We start from the raw sequence: 22,873 nt of genomic DNA on the forward strand, positions 1-22,873 counted from the left end.
CACCGCTAAATTATTCTTCGTAACCTAAGTATTCGACGACAAAGATAAGGGTTGCGTTGCCTGGAATCGGGCCGCCGCCGCGGACGCCGTAACCGAGAGTCGGCGGAATCACGAGAACGCGCTTTTCGCCCGGAAGCATGCCTTCGACGCCTAAATCCCAACCGCGAATCACGCTGCCTTTGCCGAGTGGGAAATTGAAAATTTGCCCGCGTTCGCGCGAACTGTCAAATTTTTTCCCATCCGAAAGGAAGCCTGTATAATGCACGCGTACATTTTCGCCGGCTTTTGCAGGCTCGCCTTCGCCTTCGCGGACGATTGCGTATTTTAATCCTTCTGGGCCATCTTGCAAAGTGAGCTTCGAAACATCGGGGAAGAAATCCATCGTTTCGGCTAAAGTTTCGTCGGTTTCGACATTCAACATTTCGACGCGGAAAATCAAAGTCGAATTGGGCGGAATGGCGCTGTAAGATTTTGCACCGTAACCCATCGATGGGCTGATTTTAAGCCAACGAATGGTGCCCGGAGTTGCGCCGTCCAGTCCGATTTCCCAACCGTTGATGAGGCGTCCGCCGCCGAGGACAGTGGCGAGAGGTTTTCCGTAATCTTTGGAGCTTGAAAATTTACGCCCCGAAGCAATCCAACCGGTGTAATGCGTTTGAATGCGAGTGCCTTGTGCCGCGGGAGTTCCCGAGCCTTCTTTTTCATCCCAAAATTGGACGCCGTTTTCCAAAGTTTTCCATTTGGCTTTTTTGCTGTCCGAAAAATTATCCGGTTTTAACGGAGGATCTGCAGAAACGAGCTCCACTTCGAAGTAAAGGTCGGAACGAGCGGGAATCGGACCGATTTCGCGGTCGCCATAAGCGAGTTGGTAGGGAATTGAAAGCTTGCGAATTTCTCCGACTTTCATGCCCATGAGTCCGCGTTCCCAACCGGGAATCACTTGTCCTGCGCCGAGAGAAAATTCCAAAGGTTCGCCGCGGTCGTAAGAATTATCGAACATCGTCATCGCCGAATCGGCTAAATAACTTTTATAATGGACGCGGATAAGTTGCCCGTTCTGAATCGGTTCGCCTTCGCCTTCTTTGACGGTGACCGCTTCGTAGGGAATCGCCCACAAACAAGCGGGTAAAAGAAGAAAAGCGCCGAAGAGACTGAAAAATCTGTTTTTATGCATGATATCACCTGCGCAGCAAATTAGAAAATACTAGTTTTTTTGGACACAAGCAGGTTGAATAACATGGATTTGACAATCATTTTCATTCTGATAGCCATTATGCTGCTCTCGCTGGTGCTTGCCGGTTTGGGGGCTTACGTGGTCATTCACAATTCGGATGAAAAGGAAAAAGAAGCAAGGGCTCCGGTCATCGACGTTTCGGGGCAATATGCGGTTGTCGTTCGCCCTGCCCGCGAATCCATCGAAAAGGTAAAACCTTCTCTCGAAGAATTGGCGCGTTGGCTTTCTACTACGGGTTCTAGTCCGGAAGAGCAAGCGCACTTAATCGAAGCGTGGCAAAAAAGTATTGATGATGTGGTAAAGGTCGTCGATGAAGGTGACCGAAATGGGACGGTGACCTATCGGATTGTAATTGGTCCGAAAAGTCGTCCGTTTTGTAATTTCTTAAGCGACGATAATTATGTGACCCGAGAACAGATTCGAAATCATGCGGAAATTCTTCCGCCGTATGTCTTGGGCTGCGATTGTCGTTTAGTACCAAAGCTTCCTTGGGAAAATCCGGGCAAAGCGGGCTGGAAAGCTCTTGTTCCGGAAAATGGAGCTTATAGCGTTCCCGACTGGAGACACATTGCGTAGAATTTTTCGACTTTCTTTTCTTTTAGCAGCGTTCTGCTCGGCGGCTGCGTTTGCGGCAAACTCGGCGATTATCACTTTGGAAATGCCGGTGGGCACGCGTCAGCTCGGTATGGGCGAAACAGGCGTTGCGATTGCGGATGACGCTTCGGCGCTCTATTACAACCCAGCAGGATTGGCTTTTGGACCTCTTGCCAATGAATGGGAAGTTTCTCTTCCGCAAAAGTCCGAAAATGCGCCCGCATTTACAAAACTCGCAGCCAAAAATCGTTCTGGATTCTTTGAAAAGAGCGAAATTTGGGCGGGAACCAATAGCGGCATTCAACATTACGACGGTGAACATTGGTCCGATTATCATGTGGTGACTTTGGAAGGGCAAGAAAAAATCCGCGATGTCGTCCGCGTTTTTGCAGGAACCGAATCGGGCTTGGATGAATATACTCGCCGCGTGAAAAAATTTAACGATGTTCAAAATGATGTGGATGAATCCTATGTGCGCGATGTGAAAATTCCGTGGAATTTGGTCGTGGGCGATACGGTCACCGCACTTCTCTACGATGTTCGCACCGAAAAATTGTGGGTCGGTACACCGAAGGGACTTTTCCGATTCGATGGAAAAACGTGGAAAAATTACGAAAGTGAACTCGGCACGCCTCGGGTGACGGCGCTCGCGAGTCAAGGCGCAACTCTTTGGATTGGTACGGATAACGGCCTTTTCTCTTACCGCAATGGTGAGGTAGAACAAAAAGGAAAAGTGCTTCCGAGTCAAAAAATTAACGCTGTCGCTTGGTCCGAATTTAAGGGCGAACTTTATGTCGCAGCCGATGGTGCGGGCATTGCGCGTTTAATTCCGAAGAAAGGTTCTTCGACAAAAGACCGTTGGAGTCTTTTCAACGAAGAAGATGGCTTGATGGATTTGCATGCGACGGCTCTTATCGTTGATTCTTCGGGTCATGTTTGGTCAGCGCATAACGGAGGGCTTTCGCATTTTAATTTGCGCAAATGGGAACAAGTAAAATTCGAAAGCAATGTGGTGCACGATTTAGCGGTTTCGAAAGACGGCGCCATTTGGATTGCAACCGATAAAGGTGTCTGGCGCCATTTGCCGGATTATGCGACTTCGTCGGGGCGCAAAGCAGAACTCGAACGCAAACCGGAAGAACGCGGCAATTTACAATCGGACGATGAATGGGAACATTTCCATTCGGGCAATGGACTTTCTTCGAATCGCGTCTGGGCGGTGCTTCCGCAGGCGAATGACGTTTGGTTTAGCACGAGTGCGGGAATTGAACGTTACAAAGACGCCGATTTCCAACTCACATTCTTCTACGAAAAACTGCTTCCCGTTTTAAATATTCCCGATTTGTATCACTTGTTTGCAGGCCTTACGATTCCGCTTGCCGAATGGGGAACTCTCGGCGTTTCTGTAAACTTTGTTTCGTTCGGAGAAACCGTCGTATCAACGGATGACGAAAGTTCAACGAATTCGAATAGTTCCGAAGTTGTAGCGGCGATTAGCTACGGTACAAAACTCACGCAGAGAACTTCCATTGGTTTGACCGTTAAATTCTTCTATTCCGATTTGAGTTCGGGCGCTTCTACTGGTGGCGAAGATGCGACGACTTTCAGCTATGCGTTTGATGTGGGTCTTTTAAAACGCGACTTCTTGATTAAAGATTTGAGCGCAGCATTAGTGCTTGCAAATATCGGTCCGAGCGTTTATTATACCGATAAATCGGATCAAGACCCGATTCCTTTGACATGGCGCCTCGGCCTTTCTTACGAAATTTTGAACACTCTCGATCATCGTTTATTGATTGCGGGCGATTACAATCGTACGGTGGTTTATGACGATGACAAAGGCGATCCGGAACCGTTCTACACAGCGATGTGGAAAAGTTTAATTCATCCAGAACTCGGCGGAAGTGGCGCAGAAAAATTCAAAAATTCTCTTCTCCAAGGCATTTTCAATGTCGGCGCAGAATACACTTACGCAAATACCGTCGCTGTTCGTATCGGTTATCTTTACGATAAAACCGGAAAACGCAACGAAGTCGATTTGGGCTTGGGCGTGATGCTTTCGGATGTGTTGGAATTTGACATTGCGACGATTAAAGATGTCGGCGATAACGACGGCGTTCGCGATGGGCAAATGCGCTTCGGAATGATTTTCAAATTCTAATGAATCCGGTTGATTATCAACGCAAATTAGACGGAATTCTCCGCGATTTAGAAAAAAGGGGCGAAGTGCCTTCGCTCCTTTTGCATTGTTGCTGTGCGCCTTGCTCCACTTATGTGTTGGAATATTTGTCCAATTATTTTCGCATCACGACGTTTTATTATAATCCGAATATTTTCCCCGAAGAAGAATACCAGCATCGCGTCGCCGAATTAAAGCGATTTTCTGCGGAATTTCCGACGAAGTATCCGGTGCAATTTCTCGAAGGCAATTATGAGCCCGCAAAATATTATGCAGCGGTAAAAGGGTTAGAGCACGATCCCGAAGGCGGTGCGCGCTGCTTAAAATGTTTCGAATTGCGTTTGGGGGAATCCGCAAAAGTGGCGAAGGAACTTGGGATGGATTACTTTACCACGACGCTTACGATTAGCCCGATGAAAGATGCTGCGGTATTAAATGAAATCGGGGAAAAAATGGCGGAAAAATTTGGCGTAAGACATTTGCCGTCAAATTTTAAAAAGCGCAATGGTTTTTTGCGCTCTACGGAAATCTGTAAAATTTATGGACTTTACCGCCAAGATTTCTGCGGCTGCGTTTATTCCAAAATGGAAAGAGAACGTGCGCAGAAAGCGGCGGAAACTCAGAACGTTTAAATTTCAATCGTTCCTTCGAAAACAAATTCAGCGGGGCCAGTCATCATCACATGCGAATTGTCTTTGCGCCATTCGATGTGTAACGTGCCACCGAGTAAATCCAAATCGATTTCGCGGTCTGTTTTTTCGTTCAGAACGCAAGCGACAAGACTTGCGCAAGAACCGGTTCCGCAAGCGAGAGTTTCGCCGGTGCCGCGTTCCCAAACGCGCATCTTCGCATGATTTTTGCTCAGCACTTCCACAAATTCAATGTTGGCTTTGCGCGGGAAAATTTTATCGATTTCGTAATCGGGACCTTTTGTGTGCACAGGTGCCGTTTGAACGCTATCGACGAAGGTAACTGCGTGCGGATTTCCCATCGAAACGCAAGTAAAATCGCGCCCGTCAATTTGAATTTTATTGCTCGCGGCAGCTACGGGAATTTCTGCGGGAGTTAAAATCGGATCGCCCATATCAACGGTTGCCGATTTGAAATTTTCGCCATCGCGATGAATTACAATGTGCTTAATGCCTGCGCCCGTTTCCAAATCAAATTCGTCTTTGGATTTGTTGAAGAAGCGTTCCCAAGCAAAGCGGGCGACGCAGCGGCTTGCGTTGCCGCACATTTCGGATTCGCTGCCATCGGGATTGAACATGCGCATCCGCACATCGGCAATGTCCGATTTACAAATGAGAACTAAACCGTCCGAGCCAACGCCGAAATGACGGTCGGAAATTTTGCGGGAAACAGAAGCGGGATCGGCGACGATATTTTGCCGATTGTCCACGTAGATGTAATCGTTTCCTGCGCCTTGCATTTTTGTAAAAGAAAGTTTCATTTTAAATTCCTTCGTCGATGATCGCGGATGCGAGAACAGCATCGTCTTTGTATAAGGCGACGATTTGCCCAGGCGTTACTGACATTTGCGGCTCATCAAAAGTGACATACAAATTATCGTCTTCGATTTTAAAAGTCGCGGGCGCTAAATTTTTCCCGTGGCGAATTTTTGCGAGCGCACGACCTTCGTTTTCATTTTCACCTAAAAGCAAACGGTTGACATCGTGCGCTTTTAATGCTTTTGAAAAAAGTTCGTCTTTTGTGCCGAGCACCACTTGATTTTTGTGTGCGTCAATTTTGACGACGAATAAAGGTTCTTTTAATCCTCCGATTCCAAGACCTTTGCGCTGCCCGATGGTGTAATAAATAATGCCGTTATGATGCCCGAGAACTTTTCCATTTGTATCGACAATGTCACCGGGTTGAATGTCGCCTTTGTCAAATAAAACGGAGTAATCTTCGCATTCGATAAAATCTTGGCTTTCGGGCTTTGTCGCTAAATCGTTAAAGCCCACTTCGGACGCTAAAGCTTTGACTTCTTTTTTGGTGAGATTTCCGAGCGGAAACATCACACGAGAAAGTTGCTCGGGTTTAAGGCGCGATAAAAAGTATGTTTGATCTTTTGTATTATCGAGCGCTTTTTCTAATCGTTTTCCGTTTTCCGAAACGCGGGCGTAATGCCCTGTTGCAAACATATCAAAGTCTAAAAGTTTGTGTGCGCAATCGATTAAAAATCCGAATTTCATTTTCTGATTGCATTTGACGCAAGGATTTGGCGTGCGTCCCGCTTTGTATTCGGAACGAAAATAATCGAGCACATTTTTCTTGTATTGTTCGGCCAAAGGAATCACTTCATAATCAATTCCTAAACGCTTTGCAATTTCTGCAGTTTCTTTGAGTTCGCGCGCTTCGCCCGGCCCAAAGCATCCGCTTTGCCCGTGGTCTTTGATGGGAATAGTTCCGTCCCAAAGTGACATGGTAACGCCCACGACTTCGTGGCCTTGCTTTTTTAAAAGGTAAGCGGTCATTGTCGAATCGACACCGCCCGAAAGTCCAACAGCAATTTTCATAGTGGAAAATATAGAAAAGCAACACTTTAATTTCACTTCGAATTCTTCATTTTGAATTCCGAATTTTATAAAGTTTCTACTTTTATTTTATGGATATTTCAAATTGGCGAACTCGGATTGATGAACTCGAAAATATGATTATCGAGCTTTTGAATAAGCGCGCCGCTTATGCGGTGGAAATCGGAAAAATTAAAAAGCAAGAAGGGCTTCCGGTTTTTGATGCTTCGCGGGAACAAGAAATTTTGAATCGCGTCGCCGAAAAAACGCGGGCGCAAAATGGTCCGCTTTCTCCGGAATCGATGCAACGAATTTTCCAAACGATTATGACAGAAACTCGTCAGGTGGAAAAATAAATGTTTTCATTTCATCGCATTACATTTGTGGGATTTGGACTTTTAGCAAGTTCGCTAGCTGCGGCTTTAAAGCAAGCAAAATCCGATGTTATTATTCGAGCGGTGAGTTCGCCGAAGACTCTTCTTCGGGCGAAAGAAATGCAAATCGCCGACGAAACTTTTGGCTACGATGAAGTGGAAAAATGGGTCGAAGGCTCGGATTTGATTTTGCTTTGTACGCCGATTTCGGTCATCCTTTCGACTCTTGAAAAACTTTCGCAGTGCACGCCGACACATCCGATTCTCGTCTCGGATATCGGGAGCACGAAAGCGGAAATTTGCAAAGCGGGAGCGAAGCTTCAAAAGCCATTTCGATTTGTGGGCAGTCACCCGATGGCGGGCTCCGAAAAGCATTCTCTAGAATTTAACGATCCGTCGATTTTTGAAAACGCATATTGGTTTGTGTGTCCGCCCGCGGGCATGAAAAAATCCGAGTATGCAGCGCTTTCGGAAATTATCGAATTTGTCGGGGCAACGCAAATCGTCTTCCCGCCAGAACATCACGATCAGACGGTGGCTTGGGTAAGTCACATGCCGCAGATGGCGAGTACGAGTTTAGCGGCGAATATTCCGCATCGACTTCTCGATCAAGGTTATCAGCATTTTGCCGGTCGCGCTTTCCGCGATATGACGCGCATTGCGGCTTCAAGTTGGGCAATGTGGAAAGATATTGCGGACACAAATCGCGCAGAAATTTTGCGGGCAATGGATGAATATATCGCAGGCTTAAAAGCGACTCGCGATGCGATTGAAAAAATTCCGCATGACGAAGAATTACATCAAATTTTCCTCGCGGGAAATGATGGCCGCGCATCTCTTTTTGCTCCGGGAAAAAATGCGAGCAATAGCTTTTTCCAGTTGACGGTGCAGCTTAAAGATGAACCGGGAACGATTCTTGCGATTTTAAAACCTCTCGCGGCAGCGAAATTAAATATCCGCGATATTGAACTGATGAAAGTGCGCGAAAATATTGCGGGCACTCTTCTCTTGGCTTTTAAAACTGAAGAACAAGCGCATCAAGCGCGCGACATTTTGCGTGCAGAAAATTTTGAGGTCATGGAACGCTGATGGATTTTGTTGTTAATCCCGATCGTGAACTTTCGGAATGCGTCCTCGTGATGGGACTTCTCGTCAACGGGCGCACGACTCTCGACGATTTTATTTTTACAGAACGCAGCCGCTCTTTTGCAGAAATCTTAAAAGAATTCGGCTTAACGTGGGAAGAAAAAGGCGCAAGCACTTTATTAAATGGAATTGGATTTTCGTATAAAATTCCGACTCTTTTAAAAATTCCTGACAGCGAAAATGCGATGGCGCTTTTACTTTCCCTCGCTTCCAAAGACGATGAAACTCTTTTCACAGCGACGGGAAACGCAGAAGTTTTAGAAAAGGCAAAGCATTTTTTGTCGCAGATTTTTGGCGCGGTTATCGAAAGCGAAAATGAAACGGAAGCGGGAAAAACTTTCACATTTCATTTTGCCAAAGTGTTACCGATTCTCAAAGAAACGCGCGAAGGTTATTTGCCGTATTTGGCGAAGAATGCGGTATTGTTAAACGCACTTGTCTGCGGAAAAAATTTGGAATGCGAAGAACGCAGCCCAGTCCGCTCGGGCTTTGTCGATATGCTTTCGTATTTCGGCGTGAACATTCAAGTGCAAACTTCGGGCATGCAAGAAATGAGCGAACTCGAACGGCGTTTAGCAAAAGCCCGCGGCATTAAAACCGAACGTCGTACGAAGACGATTATTCAAGAAACAAAAATTCTCACAAGTCGCGATTATTTTGTTCCAGGCGATCCGACGGAAGCGTGTGCGCTTGTCACCCTTTCCATTCTTTCTCCGGTTTTTAAAGGGAAAAAAATCGTCGTCAAAAATGTGCTGATTTCAACAGATCGAGCAGGAGCATTTTCGGCGTTAAAACGCATGGGCGCAAAAATCGATTTCGGTTCTCGGCACGAACGTTACGGCGGCGCTTATGCCGATGTCATTTCGGTTTACGACAAACGACTTTCGGCGCGTCGATTGGCCGAAGATATTCTTTGCACTTGCATCGAAGAATATCCGTTCATCGCTCTCGCAGCGAGCACAGCCGACGGCGAAAGCATTCTCCGCATTCCCGATAGCCTCGCCAAAGAATTGCGTCCGCGCTGTGAAATTCTCGCGCAAAATTTAAAGCAAACGGGAGCATCGATTGGCGTTTATGAAGAAGGCTTAGTTGTCCGCGGCAGAGAAGAACTCGACGCAGGAAATTTCGACGCCGAAAATGATGCGGTATTCGGTCTAATGTTTCATGTCGTAAAACTTTTTTCGCAAGGTGAAACGACGATTGAAAACGAAGGTCAAATCGATTTGATTTTTCCTGGAATCATTGACAAATTAACTGAGATGGCAAAGTCATGAAATTTTCAAAAATCGGCATTGTGGGATTCAAAGGAAAAAGTCCGGAACTGATTAAAGCGTTGGAATTTATTTCGGAATTTGCCGCGAAGCATTTGGACATTTCTTTTTATGCGGTGGATTCGCTCAAAGAAATTCTTCCGCGAAAAATTAAAACCGCTTCGGAGCGGATGCTTCGCAAATGTGATTTGCTTATCGCAATCGGTGGCGACGGCACATTTTTAAGTTCTGCGAGAATTGCCCTCGGCGTTCATATTCCCATTTTAGGAGTGAATGCGGGACGCGTTGGATTTTTAACCGAAACGCCGGTAGAAAGTTTGCCCGATGTTTTGAATGCGCTTTTAGTCGGCGATTTTAGCACGCGCAATCGCATTATGATCGATGCGAAAATTTATCATGGGAAAAAAATAATCGCTTCGGAAACCGTTTTGAACGAAGTGCATGTTCGCGCGCACGCGCCCGAACGCATGGTGAATATCAATGTCGAATATAAAAATCGTCCGTTAACCGAATATTGGGCGGATTCGCTTTTGATTTCGACGCCGACGGGGAGCACCGCTTATAATTTGGCAGCGGGCGGTCCGATTATTTATCCGTCGACGGATGCGTTTGTGTTAACGCCGGTGGCGCCGAGCAGTCTTTCGGTGCGCCCGTTAATTATTTCAACCGATGCGACTTGCCGCGTTTCGTCTGTTGTGAATGCGCCGCTGGATTTAGTTTTTGATGGACGCATTACGCGGGTCATGGACGCGGGCGATTCCGTGGTTTTAACGAAGAGTAAAGATGTGACGACATTTATTCGCATGAAAAATACGGGATTCGTCAATGCGCTCCACGGAAAATTAGGATGGACTGGGAAACCGAAGCTCGCGCAAAAGTGAATTGAAAAAAGCATCGCAATCGCGATGCTTTTCCATTTTTAACCGTGATAAATTTCACAATGAGAACGGAGTGGGAACAGAAAGAACCAGATGTAAACGCTATTTTACAGACTTTTTTTTCGGAAGAGATAAATTATATCCGTCTTCTCTTTGTGAGGTGTTATGAAACACTCTTTTCTTTTTGGATTAACTTTTGCCGCTGCCGTGGCTTCGAGCTTTGCGGCGAATCGCATTGGCCCCGTTAGCCAATACGGTCAATTACAAGCAGGCAAAAATTCTGCGGGTAAAGGTCAAATTTACGGCTCTTGCCCGAGCTATTCGACATCGGGTAGCGAAGTCCAAGTGCAAGGCATGAGCTTGTTTTGGGCAATTGCAAGTGATGTGGGCGCTCCTTACTGGACATCGGATATTGTAGATGGCCTTGTTCAAAAGCAAAATATTCAAATTATTCGTGCGCCGATGGGCGTTGACGAAGATTGGGGCGCAGGCAACTATTTTACAAATACGGGCTACTATCAAGGTTTGATGGATGCCGTCGTGCAAGCGGCAATCGATAACGATATTTATGTGATTATCGATTACCATTCTCATAAAGCTCACGAAAGTGAGCAGAATGCCATAACTTTCTTTAGCACGATGGCGCAAAAATGGGGCAAATACGATAACGTCATCTTTGAAATTTACAACGAACCGAAGGAAACTTCTTGGAACGATATTAAAACTTACGCCGACAAAGTGATTCCCGAAATTCGCAAATATTCAGATAACTTAATTGTCGTCGGAAACCGCAGCTGGGACCAATACCCCAACGAAGCGTTGAATAATCCGATTAACGATAAAAACGTCGCTTATACATTCCATTTCTACGCAGGAACAGGTTCTAGTCAACACGAAATTAGCCGCGAAGGCAGAAATGCGGAGCAAGCGATGAACGGCGGCCTTTCGGTCTTTGTCACCGAATGGGGAAACTCAGCACCAGACGGCGCTGGAAGTGTTGTTGATTCGAGAAGCGCCGCTTGGCTAGATTGGATGAATCAGCATAAACTTTCGGGTGCAAACTGGGCTGTTTCGAATAAGAGCGAAACGGCATCGTATTTTGACGGTTCTGAGTGGAATTATTCCACGAGCGGAAATTGGACGAATACCAATATCTTTAGCAAACTCCCGAAATCTTACACCAAATGCAGCGGCACTGCGGTTAGTTCGAGTTCTGTTGCCACTTCGAGCAGTTCTTCGATGCCCGCAGGTTATACCGATTACATCGATGACTTTGAAGACGGCGATTCGCTTGCCTTTACCGGTGGCATTTGGTACGCTTATACCGATGATGGTGACGACGGTTTATCGACCCTTTCGAACCCGACAACGGTGGATAAAAACGGTGAAAAAGGCTACAAAGTCGTATTTGCTGCCGATAACGGCACGAAGAATATGGCTGGCATCAAAGGCGTAAAGCTTTCTCAAGGTGGTAACACTTACGAACCGTATGTTGCGTTAGGCGTTAAATTGAATGCTGACGAATCTGCATACGATCTTTCGAAATGCTCAACGATTAGCTATAAATATAAAGGCGCAGCGCATAACTTTAAAGCCGAAGACATGGCTGTTGGTGATTATGCTTATCACACCACATCCAAGGCAAATGCCAATAGTTGGACAACTGTCAATATTTCATGGAATCAACTGCTGCAACCGACTTGGGGCGAAGAAGTCACCCTTTCGAAATCTCGTATCAACAAATTCACTTGGGAAATCAAGGGTGACTTGAAAGGAACGCAGCCGACTTATAACTACTTGTATATCGACGATGTGCGTTGCAACGGCATTGCAATTAAACCGGTTTCTTCGAGCTCTTCGGCAAAGTCGAGCTCCAGCGTCGCAAAGTCTTCCAGCTCTTCCGTTAAGTCGAGCTCTAGCGTCGCAAAGTCTTCCAGCTCTTCCGTTAAGTCGAGCTCTAGCGTCGCAAAGTCTTCCAGCTCTTCTGTTAAGTCGAGCTCTAGCGTATCAAAGACTTCCAGCTCTTCTGTTAAGTCGAGCTCTAGCGTATCAAAGTCTTCCAGCTCTTCTGTCAAGTCGAGCTCTAGCGTCGCGAAGTCATCGAGTTCTTCCGTCAAGTCGAGCAGCTCGGTGAAATCTTCTTCAAGCGTTTCGACTTCCTATAAGGTAACCGCAGGCAGTTTGAATCAAACAGTTCAAAAGGGAAAATCCATTGAAACGGTTGTGATTGAAAATGTCACCTCGTTCAACCGCGAGTCTTGGAATTTGTCTTCGAACGGAACTTTTGATGTTCAACAGTCTGGTAACAAAGTGACGATTTCGGGTAAAGTCGAAACTTGGGCGCAGGCGACAGAAATTACCGAAAACTTCACGATTAACGGTGAAAAGGTCGCGCTCAATATCAAAGTCTTGAACTTTACTGAAGAATCGAGCAGCTCAGCAATTTCAAGTTCTAGCGAAACATCTTCGAGTAGTTCTGAAATTTCAAGTTCCAGCGAATCTGAAATTTCGAGCAGTTCGGAAGATTCCGAAGCGATTGCTTCGACAGGAACTGCACAGAAACTTTCTGTGGCTGTTGTCGGACGTTCTTTGGAAATCGCAAGCGCTTCGCCGGTGAATGTCACGGTCTTTGATATGCAAGGTCGTTTGATGAAGCAACTTCGCCAAGTGAATGGCGCAATTTCTCTCCAATCGCTTCAAACAGGCTCTTACATTATCCGCGTTCAATCGGCATCCGCCAACTGGACAAAGCGCATCGCACTCCGCTAAATTTACCCAACAAAGAGAGAAAGGGCTCCCGCTTCGGCGGGGGCTTTTTTTAATGAGGAATGAGCGCGCGGGTTTTGAGAACTTAGAGCTTAGAACTTTGATCTTAGAAACTCTAATCTCTAAACTCTAAGTTCTAAGATCTCATTCAGACCTGCAAGAAGGCATTTTACTCGCCAAATGGGGCCATTCACTTTTGCAAGATGCCATTTTACCCGCCAAATGTGTCCATACACTTTTGCAAGGTGGCATTTTCCCCACCAAATGCGTCCATTCACTTTTGCAAGGTGCCGTTTTACCCACCAAATGGGTCATTGCACTTTTGCGAGATGCCATTTTACCCACCAAATGTGTCCATTCACTTTTGCAAGATGCCATTTTTCCCACCAAATGTATCCTTGCACTTCTGCAAGAAGCCATTTTCCCCGCCAAATGGGTCATTGCACTTTTGCAAGGTGGCATTTTCCCCACCAAATGGGTCATTGCACTTTTGCAAGGTGGCATTTTCCCCGCCAAATGGGTCATTGCACTTTTGCAAGGTGGCATTTTCCCCGCCAAATGGGTCATTGCACTTTTGCAAGGTGGCATTTTACCCACCAAATGTGTCATTGCACTTTTACAAGGTGCCATTTTATCCGCCAAATGGGTCCATTCACTTTTGAAAGGTGGCATTTTCCCCGCCAAATGTGTCATTGCACTTTTGCAAGATGGCATTTTCCCCGCCAAATGGGTCCATTCACTTCTGCAAGGTGGCATTTTCCCCACCAAATGCGTCCATTCACTTTTGCAAGGTGGCATTTTACTCACCAAATGTGTCCTTGCACTTTTGAATGGTGCAGTTTTGCCCGCCAAATGTGTCCTTGCACTTTTGCAAGATGCCATTTTCCCCACCAAATGTATCCTTGCACTTCTGCAAGGTGGCATTATCCCCGCCAAATGTGTCATTGCACTTTTGCAAGATGCCATTTTCCCCACCAAATGTGTCATTGCACTTTTGCAAGGTGGCGTTTTACCCGCCAAATGGGTCCATGCAATTCTGCGGTTAAATTCCCTGACCCCTGACCACTGATCACTGCCCACTAACCACTAACTCCTCATTCCTAATTTTAGCAGTTTTTCTTCTTGTTCAAAAATGGGCGGGCGATTTTTGGCGGCGAGGTCGTTGCGGCGGCCGTAAATGTAATCCGTCATTTCAGCGAGAGTGTAGAGACGGTTAAAGTAAGCGATATTGGGGCCGGGGCAAATGGCGACGGGGGCGGTGGATTTTTCTAAACCGAGAGCGATGAGCGCAGAATTGCCGAGTTCGTGGCAAATGCAACTTTTTTCGTAAACGCGGGCGATTTGCTGCTTTTTTTCTTCTTCGGACAAATCCGATTTCAAAATCGCAGCCACTTTCTGCTTTTGATATTCGCGGCTTGCAGTGCAAATGACGCGGTCTGTAAATTCCGTATTATTTTGCAGAAATCCTTTGACGCAAATGGAGCCCGGATGACCTTCGCAAATTCTTTGCTTGCGGGCACATTCCGCGCTACTTGTCCGCAGATTGCTAAACGGAACGCCGAGCGGAGACGCATGACTAATCCAAAAATCTTCTTCGGTCGCCGCCGCTAATTTTTTCCGCGTTTCGTCATCGACGAGAGTCGCTTCGGGGACGAGCAAAAAAGGCGTTCCCCAACCGCAGCGATTCATCCCAAAATCGCGCATCAGCATTTCGGATTCTGCGTAATTTCCAACGCCGCCTTGGACGCTGAATTGCGGCGTAAACGGAATTAAACGATTAACGTCCAATCCATTTGCCGCATAATATTTTTGCACGGCTCCTAAAAATTGCGAACCCAAACTTTCTTTCTTTTGTTTAATTTCACCGAGAATTTTCGGGAGAGTTTCGCCCGGCGAAGGGAAAAGATGCCCGCCGCAGTTCATTCCAGATTCGACGCGGAATTCGCTCACTTCTAAACCTTTCCGCGCGAGAAATTTTCCTTGAATCATCGCTGAACGAAAATCGGAAATTTTCAAAACAATTTTTTTGTCAAATCCGCCGTTTTGATTGCGGTAAAAACACGGATATTTTTCCATTTCCGAAAAAAGCGACTGATTGATTCCCGCGCTGAGAACGAGATGTGTATTGCCGCACAGTGTGGATTCTGCGTAACCGCGAAGCGCTTCTTTGGCGTCGTCAAATCCGGGGCGGTCGAGCTTCACCATAATATTTACGTCGATTGAACCGACGCACATCGCTGCGGTTAAATTTTTTTCTTCGGCGGAGCGTTCCAAACCCGCGGGCATTTTTTGCCAAGCCAAATAACGAATCCGCAGCGGATCATCCGTCGGAAGCATTTGAAAATAACGGTCTTTTTCGGAATTTCCATTCAAATTTTCGGCTTGAATGCGGGCAAAATTTTGCTGAACCAAAATATTTATCAAATTCAGATAACGGCGGATGCGTTCTGCGCGGGCGTGTTCTGTTTTCGGTAAAACTTTTTCGTAGGGAAGGGAAAATTTTTGGGCGTAAAAAATTCCCATTTGCTCGATGAGCTTATCATCGACTAAAGAAATAACGGAATCGATTCCAAAATGCGCAATGCGTAACGGCGAATCATTGGTAAAACCGGTTCCCATGACAGGAACATAAAAACGATGAGCCATGGGTAAAAACTATAAAATTCGCATTCAAAAAGACAATGAAAAAGCCTTCCGTTGTAAATCTTTACAATGAAAAAAAGGAAACATTTCGGCGTTTACGCAGAGGAAAAATTAACTTGGGAAAAAATTGACTCAAAAGGAGACTTTATGCAGAATCCGTTTTGGAAAATGGCAAAGCTGAGCGCTGTCGCCGCACTGGGAATGTTCACGGCGAACGCATTTGCCGTGGATGCTTGCAAAGACGATATGGGACATGTAGGGAGCGGTCACGTGGTAAGCGGGAATCGAACGGGTTCTATTTCGGGAACGCAGTGGGGTTATGAACAATGGTCCGCGGGCGGTTCGAATTCGATGACCTATTATGATAATGGCACATTCAAAGCGGAATGGACGAATAACGACGACTATTTAGCGCGCGTCGGCTTCCGCTACGGCGATAACGGTCCCGGAGTCGATCACACGACAAAGCATTACACTGTCGATTATAAATACACCAAAACGGGAAAAGCTTCTTACGGTTACATCGGCGTTTACGGCTGGACGGTCAATCCGCAAGTCGAATATTATATCGTCGACGACTGGTATAGTCAACCGAATGAAAATTATGTCGGCAAAAAATTCGGTGAAATTACAGTCGATGGCGCAACTTATACGGTGCACGCCTTCTTGCGCCAGCAAGAAGCTTCGAAAACGGGAACTTCTACATTCTTGCAAATTTTTAGCATTCGCAAAACGCCGCGTCAATGCGGACATATCGATATTTCGGCGCATTTCAAAAAGTGGGATGAACTTTTCACGGGTCAAACCGCAGAATTGAAAGGTTCAAAAGGCGGCGGATCGACGACGTTAAAATTCGGTAAAGTGACGGAAGTCATGCTCATGAACGAAGCGGGCGGAAACGCTACGGGAACTGTCGATTATACCTATTTTGCGATGAGCGATAACGGCGAATCTTCAGAAGTAACGCCTGTAGAACCGGTCAAAGAAATTGAACGTCGCCCATTCCAAGGGGTAAAAGCAAAAATTCCGGGAGTCATCGAAGCGGAAAATTTTGATGAAGGCAATAACGAAGTTTCGTATTACGATGACAGTGAAACGGTTGAAGAAGGCGCAAATACCGAATACCGCGGCGAAAATTACTTCGTCGATATCGTGGGAACGGGCGACGGTTACGCGGTCGGTTATACGACTGCGGGCGAATGGTTAGAATATACCGTCGATATTGCGGCTGCAGGCGAATATACTGCAGAAGCATTACTCGTGAACGGTGCGACGGATGGAAGCATTTCCATTTCGGTTGATGGCGAAAAAGCGGGCGAAATTGCGTTTACCAAATCCGCAGATGAAAAATGGGAAACATACGCTCCGGCATCGGGCAAAGTAAAATTGCCGGCGGGCGAGCACATTATCCGCGTTACATTCGAAGATGGTTATTCGAATTTGGATAAAATCACCTTTAAGGCATTGGACGATACGGGAATTCATTCTTCTTTGCGGCTTCAAACGGCTGCGGGCACTTATCAAGTTTTCGATATGCAAGGTCGCATTCTCGGAAGCATTCAAGTTTCTGCGGGCTCTTCGCTCAGCGATGCGCTGCGCGCCCGTTTCCAAAACGCAGGCGCGTTTTTGGTGAAACGCGGAAATCAAGTGAAGATGATTCGCAATGAGTAAAATTTTTACTCGCGAAAATTAAATTCAGAATTTCCGAAGAAAGTTAATGCGAATGGCGCGCCGCAGGCGCGCCATTCATTTTACCTTCCTAAAATTTCCCATTTTCCATTCTCAATTCAAATAAAAAAGCACCGCTTTCGCGGTGCTTTTTCTGTAAAGCTTTCGTTATGCTTTAATAATCGTGTCTTTTGCCAAGACGACGATTCCCGAAGGCGTAACGTGGAACATTTTGCTATCGCGTTCCAAATCGTAGCCGATTTCAAAGCCGGCAGGAATGTGCAAGCCTTTTTCGATAATAGCACGGCGCACTTTTGCGCCCGGGCCAATCGTCACATCGGGGAAGAGAATGGATTCTTCGACGAGAGCATCTTTTTGAATGGACACCGCTGGCGAAAGCACGCTTTTGATGACGCGACCGCCACCAATCACGCAGCCCGCCGAAACGACGGAGTCAATCGCTGCGCCCGGGTGATCGGAATCGCCCGCACTGAAGAATCGAGCAGGGGGCTGATTCCAGTTGTAAGTGCGGATGGGCCAGTAATTGTTATACAAATCGAACGGCGGATTTTCGGAGCAAATGTCTAAGTTTGCGTCAAAGAATGCGTCGAGAGTTCCCACATCGCGCCAGTAACCTTTTGTTTCGGCACGTTCGCCGCGGACGATATTCGTGTTGAAATCGTAAACGTAAACAGGATAATTCGGATACAGCGCCGGGATAATGTCTTTGCCAAAGTCGGTTGCGCCTTCGCTAGAATGCTTCAACAATTCGCGGACAAGGAATTTGCTCGTGAAAATGTAATTTCCCATACTCGCTAAGCACCAGCCTGGACGTCCGGGCATTTGCTTTGGCTGTTTCGGCTTTTCTTCAAAGCCTATCATGCGATTGTCTTGGTCCACTTCGATAATGCCGAATTCGTGCGCTTCTTCGACGGGGACGGGAATCGCAGCGATGGTGAGAAGAGCTGCCCGCGAAAGATGGAAATCAATCATCTGATTAACGTCCATCTTGTAAATATGATCGCCGCCGAAAATGGCAACGATATCGGGACGTTCATCTGTAATCAAATTGATGTTTTGGAAAATGGCATCGGCGGTGCCTTTATACCAATCGCCACCTGTCCGCATCTGCGCCGGAACGAGGTCCACATATTGGTCTAAGCTTGCGTTCAAATTCCACGCTGCCGAAATATGTTTATTTAACGAATCGCTTTTGAATTGCGTCAAGACTTTGATTTTGAAAATTCCCGAATTGATGAAATTGTTCAAAACAAAATCGATAATACGATAAGTTCCGCCAAAGTGAACAGCGGGCTTGGCGCGGTCGCGAGTTAATGGCTGCAAACGGCTGCCTTGGCCGCCTGCCATGATCATGCAGAGAAAATTCTTGTTGTGTTCCCGATAGGACCAATTCATAAAAAATCCTTTCCAAAGTTTACACTTTTAATTTATGTAATTTTTGAAAAAATAGGCGAAATTTAGCAAAAAAAGGGAGAAGAAAAGAGAAAAACGCAGAATCGTCGCCTTTTTTATGGGAATGTAACTTTTCCTATCAATTTACAAAATTCTACTTTTTTGTGCAGTATCGTATTTTTGCAAAATTTTCTAAAAACTTTTACAATTTGACTCCGATTATTTGCTATTTTCTAATCGTTCGAATCAATCGAAACCTAACGTAAAACATAATAGGAGTTACCTATATGAGTCTTACTTTGAACGACATCAAGCACCCGAAAATTTCTACTTGGGTGAATGAAATGATCGCTATGTGCGAACCGGACAACGTGGTTGTTGTTGACGGTTCTCGCGAAGAATATGATGCTCTCATGCAGAAGTGCGTGAAGGCAGGTCTTGCAACACCGCTCAAGAAGAAGGAAAATTGCTACCTGTTCCGTTCTCTCCCGTCTGACGTGGCTCGTGTGGAATCCCGCACATTCATCTCTTCTGTGAAGGAAGAAGATGCAGGTCCGACCAACCACTGGATCGACCCGGCTCAGTTGAAGCAGACGATGCGCGAACTCTACAAGGGTTGTATGCACGGCCGTACCATGTATGTGATTCCGTTCTGCATGGGCCCGCTCGGTTCTGCTATTTCTAAGAACGGCATTGAAATTACCGACTCTGAATATGTTGTTCTCAACATGGACATCATGACTCGCGCTGGTAAGAAAGTTCTCGACATATTCAACGCAGACATCAATGCAGACTTCGTTCCGTGCCTCCACTCTGTGGGTAAGCCGCTCCGCAAGTGCGAAAGCGACAATGGCATTTGGCCATGCGCTGACGTGGAATACAAGTACATCACTCAATTCCCGGAAGAACACCTTGTTTGGTCCTACGGTTCGGGCTACGGTGGAAACGCTCTTCTCGGTAAGAAGTGCTTCGCTCTCCGTATCGCAACCGTTCTCGCTCGCGACGAAGGCTGGCTCGCTGAACACATGCTCATCCTCAAGCTCACCAACCCGAAGGGCGAAGTCAAGTATGTGACTGGCGCATTCCCGTCTGCTTGCGGTAAGACAAACCTCGCGATGCTCATCCCGACAATTCCGGGCTGGAAGGTCGAAACCATCGGTGACGATATCGCATGGATGAAGTTTGGTAAGGACGGTCGTCTTTATGCAATCAACCCGGAAGCTGGCTTCTTTGGCGTTGCTCCGGGAACTTCTGCAGAATCCAATAAGAACGCTCTTATCTCTGCAGAAAAGAACACCATTTACACGAACTGCGCTCTCACTGAAGACGGTGACGTTTGGTGGGAAGGCATCGGCTACCCGGCTAAGGGCAAGCTCGTTGACTGGAAGGGCAAGACTCGTGACGCTCTCCCGAAGGACAAGGCTCCGAAGGGCGAAGAAATGGCTCACCCGAATGCTCGTTTCACCGCTCCGGCAAAACAGTGCCCGTGCATTGCGAAGGAATGGGAAGATCCGGCTGGCGTTCCTATCAGCGCTATCCTCTTCGGTGGTCGTCGTCCGTCTACAATTCCTCTGGTTCATCAGTCTCTCAGCTGGAACCACGGTGTGTTCCTTGGCTCGATCGTGGGTTCGGAAATCACCGCTGCTTCTACCATTGATGCATCTCAGGTCGGTAAGATCCGTCGTGACCCGTTCGCGATTCTCCCGTTCTGCGGCTACAACATGGGCGACTACTTCAAACACTGGATTGAAATCGGTAAGAAGACTTCTGAAGACAAGCTCCCGAAGATCTTCTACGTGAACTGGTTCCGCAAGGATCCGAACAACGCTAAGCTTCCTGGTGGCTTTATGTGGCCGGGTTACGGCGACAACTCTCGCGTTCTCGCTTGGATTTTCGACCGTTGCGATGGTGTTGATAACGCTAAGGAAACTCCGATCGGTTACATGCCGAAGGATGGAGCCATCAATACTGAAGGCCTCGCTGATTACTACAAGGAAACCTTGCCGGAAATCACGAAGGTTGATGTAGAAGGCTGGAAGAAGGAACTTGCTGACGTGAAGGAAAATCACTATCCGAAGTTCGGTAAGCACCTCCCGAAGGAACTTTCTGAAATCATCGATATGATTCAGGATCGTTTGAACAAGGCTTAATCGCCAACCGTTCGACTTTCGAATGAAAACTCCTTGCTGCGTAAGCAGCGAGGAGTTTTTTTGATGGGAAAATTATTCTGCGGGGAAAATAAATTGGCAAATTTTTAAATTAGGCAAAAAAAGGAATTTTTTATGGCTCAATTTTGCAGATTTTGTAGCGCAGCAATGGAAGATGGCAGCTCTTTTTGTCGGAAATGCGGAAAGAAAGTCGATTTTGCAAGTGCGAATACAACGCAGCAAACTTCGGAACCATTTGCAGAACCGCCGATGATTGGAGAAAAGGATAATTTGATTACCCTTTTACTCGCCATTTTCTTGGGAACTTTGGGAGTGCACCGCTTCTACGAAGGAAAAATTGTGACCGGAATTCTTTGGCTGTTGACTGGCGGATTGCTTAGCGTTGGTTGGATTATCGATATTATTCTCATCGCAGTCCGTTTCGGTTCGCGCGGACGCTACTACCGCGTGTAAATCGGAAACGATAAATTTTCAAAGCGAACTTTCCACAAAGTGTGATGACTTTCGTGGAATTTTTTTTCGAATGCGGTGATGGGATTTTCGGGAGTGAAAATTTCTTCGGAAATGTTTGTGCGGAGTGAAAAATGCTTTGCCGCCAAATTTAATGCAAACGCAAATTCATCGGCGTAAATTTTCCAGTTTGTGCGCAATTCTAACTGCGGCGAAAGTTTGACGAGAGTGGGAAAAATCGGGTGCCCGTGAAAACGATAGCGGACTTCGGATTTTTTTGGCCACGGATTCGGATAAAAGAGAGCGTGAAATTGGATATTCCAATCAGCGGATTTGGCGAGGCGCCAAAAGTCGATGAGTTCGGCGCGGACATAAAAAACATTTTCCGGAATTTGAATTTCTTCGCCGCGGGCAGTTGCTTTGCTCAAACGAATTTCGGATTTGTCTATGCCGAGAATCGGATTCTCTGGAAATTTTTTGGCAAGCGCTAATGTCGAAAGTCCAGTGCCACAACCCGAATCGAGAATAATTGGTGTTTGAAAGTGCGAAACAAAATTGGCGGCAGCGTCAAAAGCTTCGCGGGTATGGTCGGCGATTGGACGGCGAAATTCGCTATCGAGATAACGCGAAACGAGCTCTTCTAAATCGGGATGAATGCCGTCTTGATTGCTTTCAACTTCTTTGGAATTTCCGATCATTTGACGTTCCTCGTGTTAGCGAAACGCTTGGCGAATGCGCAGCGTCTGCAAAAAGTTTCGGTTAATTTATGCTGCAAAAATCCGTTGCGCATTTGAGTCGCGCGAATTCCTTCAAAAATTTCGGCAAAAGAATTTTCGGGAAATTTTCCGAGGACGATTTGTCCGCGATAATCTAAGCAGCAAGGGACGACGCGTCCGTCGAATAAAATGGCGCATTGATCTTTGACGCCGTGGCAAGTTCCGTTTTCATTTTCTTCGGCTTTGCCATTGGGCCATTCAAATCGCGAATCGCGGTGAATGTAAATTCTTCCACAAATCGGCGTGCTTTTTCTCCGAACAGAAAATTCAGAATCGCAAAGAGGAACGTGAAAATATTCGGTGAGCTTTTGCAAAACAATTGAATTCCAATCGCGCGAAATGGCATCGGAATGATCGTTCCACAGGCGAAAATTCACATAAACTTCGGGATGTGTATTGGACAATGCATCGGTAAAATCGAGAGTTTGCTGTAAAATTTCTAACGCTTTTTCTCGGGGCAAGTAAGCGTAAGCGTGAGTCGAAAAATTGATTTGCCGAATTATTTTGCTGCGTAAAATCAGCGGGGAATTTTTGGCGATGAGAGATCCGTTCGTCGTTAAATTGACGGGGATTTGAAAACTTTCTGCGATTTGCAAAATGCGTGGAAATTCCGAATGCAAAAGCGGTTCGCCCAAAACATGCAAAAAAATTTCTTCGACATTTCCCGATAATTTTTGCAGCACATTTTGAAAAAGTTCTGCGGACATTTCGCCGCGAGAATTTTGAAGAGTTGCGCTCGGACAAAATGGGCAGCAGAAATTGCAACGTTCGGTGATTTCGATGTAGGCGTATTTCAT

Annotated in this window: 19 protein-coding genes; 12 read left to right on the forward strand and 7 right to left on the reverse strand. The window is 46.4% G+C overall.

The genetic code is table 11. The features are described from left to right. Positions 1 to 10: 10 nt before the first annotated feature. On the reverse strand, positions 11 to 1,174 hold the full coding sequence (locus B0H50_RS06455) for an FKBP-type peptidyl-prolyl cis-trans isomerase (protein ID WP_106198522.1): 1,164 nt from the start codon (positions 1,172 to 1,174) through the stop codon (positions 11 to 13). Positions 1,175 to 1,237: 63 nt separating this feature from the next. Between B0H50_RS06455 and B0H50_RS13135 the strand changes: the two genes are divergently transcribed. The 3 genes from B0H50_RS13135 to B0H50_RS06465 are packed head-to-tail and all read left to right on the forward strand — an operon-like array spanning position 1,238 to position 4,639. Next, positions 1,238 to 1,810 (forward strand): hypothetical protein, encoded by a 573-nt coding sequence (locus tag B0H50_RS13135; protein WP_146129170.1) that lies wholly within the window; start codon positions 1,238 to 1,240, stop codon positions 1,808 to 1,810. Further along, on the forward strand, positions 1,803 to 3,989 hold the full coding sequence (locus B0H50_RS06460; RefSeq protein ID WP_233244569.1) for a PorV/PorQ family protein: 2,187 nt from the start codon (positions 1,803 to 1,805) through the stop codon (positions 3,987 to 3,989). Before B0H50_RS13135 ends, B0H50_RS06460 begins: the two co-directional genes overlap by 8 nt. After that, on the forward strand, positions 3,989 to 4,639 hold the full coding sequence (locus tag B0H50_RS06465) for an epoxyqueuosine reductase QueH (protein ID WP_106198524.1): 651 nt from the start codon (positions 3,989 to 3,991) through the stop codon (positions 4,637 to 4,639). Before B0H50_RS06460 ends, B0H50_RS06465 begins: the two co-directional genes overlap by 1 nt. Here B0H50_RS06465 and dapF read toward each other — a convergent pair. Further along, entirely contained in the window at positions 4,636 to 5,457 is an 822-nt protein-coding gene (gene dapF / locus B0H50_RS06470; protein ID WP_106198525.1) for a diaminopimelate epimerase, read from the reverse strand. The two genes, B0H50_RS06465 and dapF, sit on opposite strands and share 4 nt — an antisense overlap. Before the next feature lies 1 nt (position 5,458). Next, positions 5,459 to 6,526 (reverse strand): tRNA 2-thiouridine(34) synthase MnmA, encoded by a 1,068-nt coding sequence (gene mnmA / locus B0H50_RS06475; protein ID WP_106198526.1) that lies wholly within the window; start codon positions 6,524 to 6,526, stop codon positions 5,459 to 5,461. Between the two features lie 89 nt (positions 6,527 to 6,615). Here mnmA and B0H50_RS06480 point away from each other — a divergent pair, with 89 nt between their 5' ends. The 6 genes from B0H50_RS06480 (at position 6,616) to B0H50_RS06505 (ending at position 14,027) form a co-directional block, all read left to right on the forward strand. Beyond that, a complete protein-coding gene (locus B0H50_RS06480; RefSeq protein WP_106198527.1) occupies positions 6,616 to 6,879 on the forward strand; it encodes a chorismate mutase in 264 nt (87 codons plus the stop codon). Then, positions 6,880 to 7,986: a prephenate dehydrogenase/arogenate dehydrogenase family protein gene (locus B0H50_RS06485; protein WP_109587448.1), complete on the forward strand. Its 1,107-nt coding sequence runs from the start codon at positions 6,880 to 6,882 to the stop codon at positions 7,984 to 7,986. Continuing rightward, a complete protein-coding gene (locus tag B0H50_RS06490; RefSeq protein WP_106198529.1) occupies positions 7,986 to 9,317 on the forward strand; it encodes a 3-phosphoshikimate 1-carboxyvinyltransferase in 1,332 nt (443 codons plus the stop codon). Before B0H50_RS06485 ends, B0H50_RS06490 begins: the two co-directional genes overlap by 1 nt. Continuing rightward, positions 9,314 to 10,195, forward strand: a complete 882-nt coding sequence (locus B0H50_RS06495) for an NAD(+)/NADH kinase (RefSeq protein WP_106198530.1) — start codon at positions 9,314 to 9,316, stop codon at positions 10,193 to 10,195. Before B0H50_RS06490 ends, B0H50_RS06495 begins: the two co-directional genes overlap by 4 nt. A 162-nt stretch (positions 10,196 to 10,357) precedes the next feature. After that, positions 10,358 to 12,961, forward strand: coding sequence for a cellulase family glycosylhydrolase (locus B0H50_RS06500; protein WP_106198531.1), 2,604 nt, complete (start codon positions 10,358 to 10,360; stop codon positions 12,959 to 12,961). Positions 12,962 to 13,154: 193 nt separating this feature from the next. Beyond that, positions 13,155 to 14,027, forward strand: a complete 873-nt coding sequence (locus tag B0H50_RS06505) for a hypothetical protein (RefSeq protein WP_109587449.1) — start codon at positions 13,155 to 13,157, stop codon at positions 14,025 to 14,027. 17 nt (positions 14,028 to 14,044) lie between these two features. On the opposite strand, the gene B0H50_RS06510 is transcribed toward B0H50_RS06505, so the two are convergent. Next, positions 14,045 to 15,604, reverse strand: a complete 1,560-nt coding sequence (locus B0H50_RS06510; RefSeq protein WP_106198533.1) for a hypothetical protein — start codon at positions 15,602 to 15,604, stop codon at positions 14,045 to 14,047. A 144-nt stretch (positions 15,605 to 15,748) separates the two neighbouring features. Here B0H50_RS06510 and B0H50_RS06515 point away from each other — a divergent pair, with 144 nt between their 5' ends. After that, positions 15,749 to 17,272: a glycoside hydrolase family 11 protein gene (locus B0H50_RS06515; protein WP_158256469.1), complete on the forward strand. Its 1,524-nt coding sequence runs from the start codon at positions 15,749 to 15,751 to the stop codon at positions 17,270 to 17,272. 165 nt (positions 17,273 to 17,437) lie between these two features. On the opposite strand, the gene glgC is transcribed toward B0H50_RS06515, so the two are convergent. Next, on the reverse strand, positions 17,438 to 18,685 hold the full coding sequence (gene glgC, locus B0H50_RS06520) for a glucose-1-phosphate adenylyltransferase (protein WP_106198535.1): 1,248 nt from the start codon (positions 18,683 to 18,685) through the stop codon (positions 17,438 to 17,440). A 284-nt stretch (positions 18,686 to 18,969) separates the two neighbouring features. Between glgC and B0H50_RS06525 the strand changes: the two genes are divergently transcribed. Together B0H50_RS06525 and B0H50_RS13620 are read left to right on the forward strand one after the other, a co-directional pair. After that, entirely contained in the window at positions 18,970 to 20,832 is a 1,863-nt protein-coding gene (locus B0H50_RS06525) for a phosphoenolpyruvate carboxykinase (GTP) (protein ID WP_106198536.1), read from the forward strand. A 132-nt stretch (positions 20,833 to 20,964) separates the two neighbouring features. Then, entirely contained in the window at positions 20,965 to 21,303 is a 339-nt protein-coding gene (locus B0H50_RS13620; protein WP_233244570.1) for a TM2 domain-containing protein, read from the forward strand. Here the strand turns inward: B0H50_RS13620 and trmB are convergent. Then, positions 21,291 to 21,998 (reverse strand): tRNA (guanine(46)-N(7))-methyltransferase TrmB, encoded by a 708-nt coding sequence (trmB, locus tag B0H50_RS06535; RefSeq protein WP_106198538.1) that lies wholly within the window; start codon positions 21,996 to 21,998, stop codon positions 21,291 to 21,293. The genes B0H50_RS13620 and trmB overlap by 13 nt on opposite strands. Continuing rightward, on the reverse strand, positions 21,995 to 22,873 hold the full coding sequence (locus tag B0H50_RS06540; protein WP_106198539.1) for a radical SAM/SPASM domain-containing protein: 879 nt from the start codon (positions 22,871 to 22,873) through the stop codon (positions 21,995 to 21,997). Before B0H50_RS06540 ends, trmB begins: the two co-directional genes overlap by 4 nt.

This window comes from Hallerella porci, assembly GCF_003148885.1.
GTDB lineage: Bacteria > Fibrobacterota > Fibrobacteria > Fibrobacterales > Fibrobacteraceae > Hallerella > Hallerella porci.

Coding starts and splice junctions, on each gene's coding strand:
- B0H50_RS06455 (WP_106198522.1), bottom strand. CDS start 1,174: ATGCATAAAAACAGATTTTTCAGTCTCTTCGGCGCTTTTCTTCTTTTA.
- B0H50_RS13135 (WP_146129170.1), top strand. CDS start 1,238: ATGGATTTGACAATCATTTTCATTCTGATAGCCATTATGCTGCTCTCG.
- B0H50_RS06465 (WP_106198524.1), top strand. CDS start 3,989: ATGAATCCGGTTGATTATCAACGCAAATTAGACGGAATTCTCCGCGAT.
- dapF (WP_106198525.1), bottom strand. CDS start 5,457: ATGAAACTTTCTTTTACAAAAATGCAAGGCGCAGGAAACGATTACATC.
- mnmA (WP_106198526.1), bottom strand. CDS start 6,526: ATGAAAATTGCTGTTGGACTTTCGGGCGGTGTCGATTCGACAATGACC.
- B0H50_RS06480 (WP_106198527.1), top strand. CDS start 6,616: ATGGATATTTCAAATTGGCGAACTCGGATTGATGAACTCGAAAATATG.
- B0H50_RS06485 (WP_109587448.1), top strand. CDS start 6,880: ATGTTTTCATTTCATCGCATTACATTTGTGGGATTTGGACTTTTAGCA.
- B0H50_RS06490 (WP_106198529.1), top strand. CDS start 7,986: ATGGATTTTGTTGTTAATCCCGATCGTGAACTTTCGGAATGCGTCCTC.
- B0H50_RS06495 (WP_106198530.1), top strand. CDS start 9,314: ATGAAATTTTCAAAAATCGGCATTGTGGGATTCAAAGGAAAAAGTCCG.
- B0H50_RS06500 (WP_106198531.1), top strand. CDS start 10,358: ATGAAACACTCTTTTCTTTTTGGATTAACTTTTGCCGCTGCCGTGGCT.
- B0H50_RS06510 (WP_106198533.1), bottom strand. CDS start 15,604: ATGGCTCATCGTTTTTATGTTCCTGTCATGGGAACCGGTTTTACCAAT.
- B0H50_RS06515 (WP_158256469.1), top strand. CDS start 15,749: ATGCAGAATCCGTTTTGGAAAATGGCAAAGCTGAGCGCTGTCGCCGCA.
- glgC (WP_106198535.1), bottom strand. CDS start 18,685: ATGAATTGGTCCTATCGGGAACACAACAAGAATTTTCTCTGCATGATC.
- B0H50_RS06525 (WP_106198536.1), top strand. CDS start 18,970: ATGAGTCTTACTTTGAACGACATCAAGCACCCGAAAATTTCTACTTGG.
- B0H50_RS13620 (WP_233244570.1), top strand. CDS start 20,965: ATGGCTCAATTTTGCAGATTTTGTAGCGCAGCAATGGAAGATGGCAGC.
- trmB (WP_106198538.1), bottom strand. CDS start 21,998: ATGATCGGAAATTCCAAAGAAGTTGAAAGCAATCAAGACGGCATTCAT.
- B0H50_RS06540 (WP_106198539.1), bottom strand. CDS start 22,873: ATGAAATACGCCTACATCGAAATCACCGAACGTTGCAATTTCTGCTGC.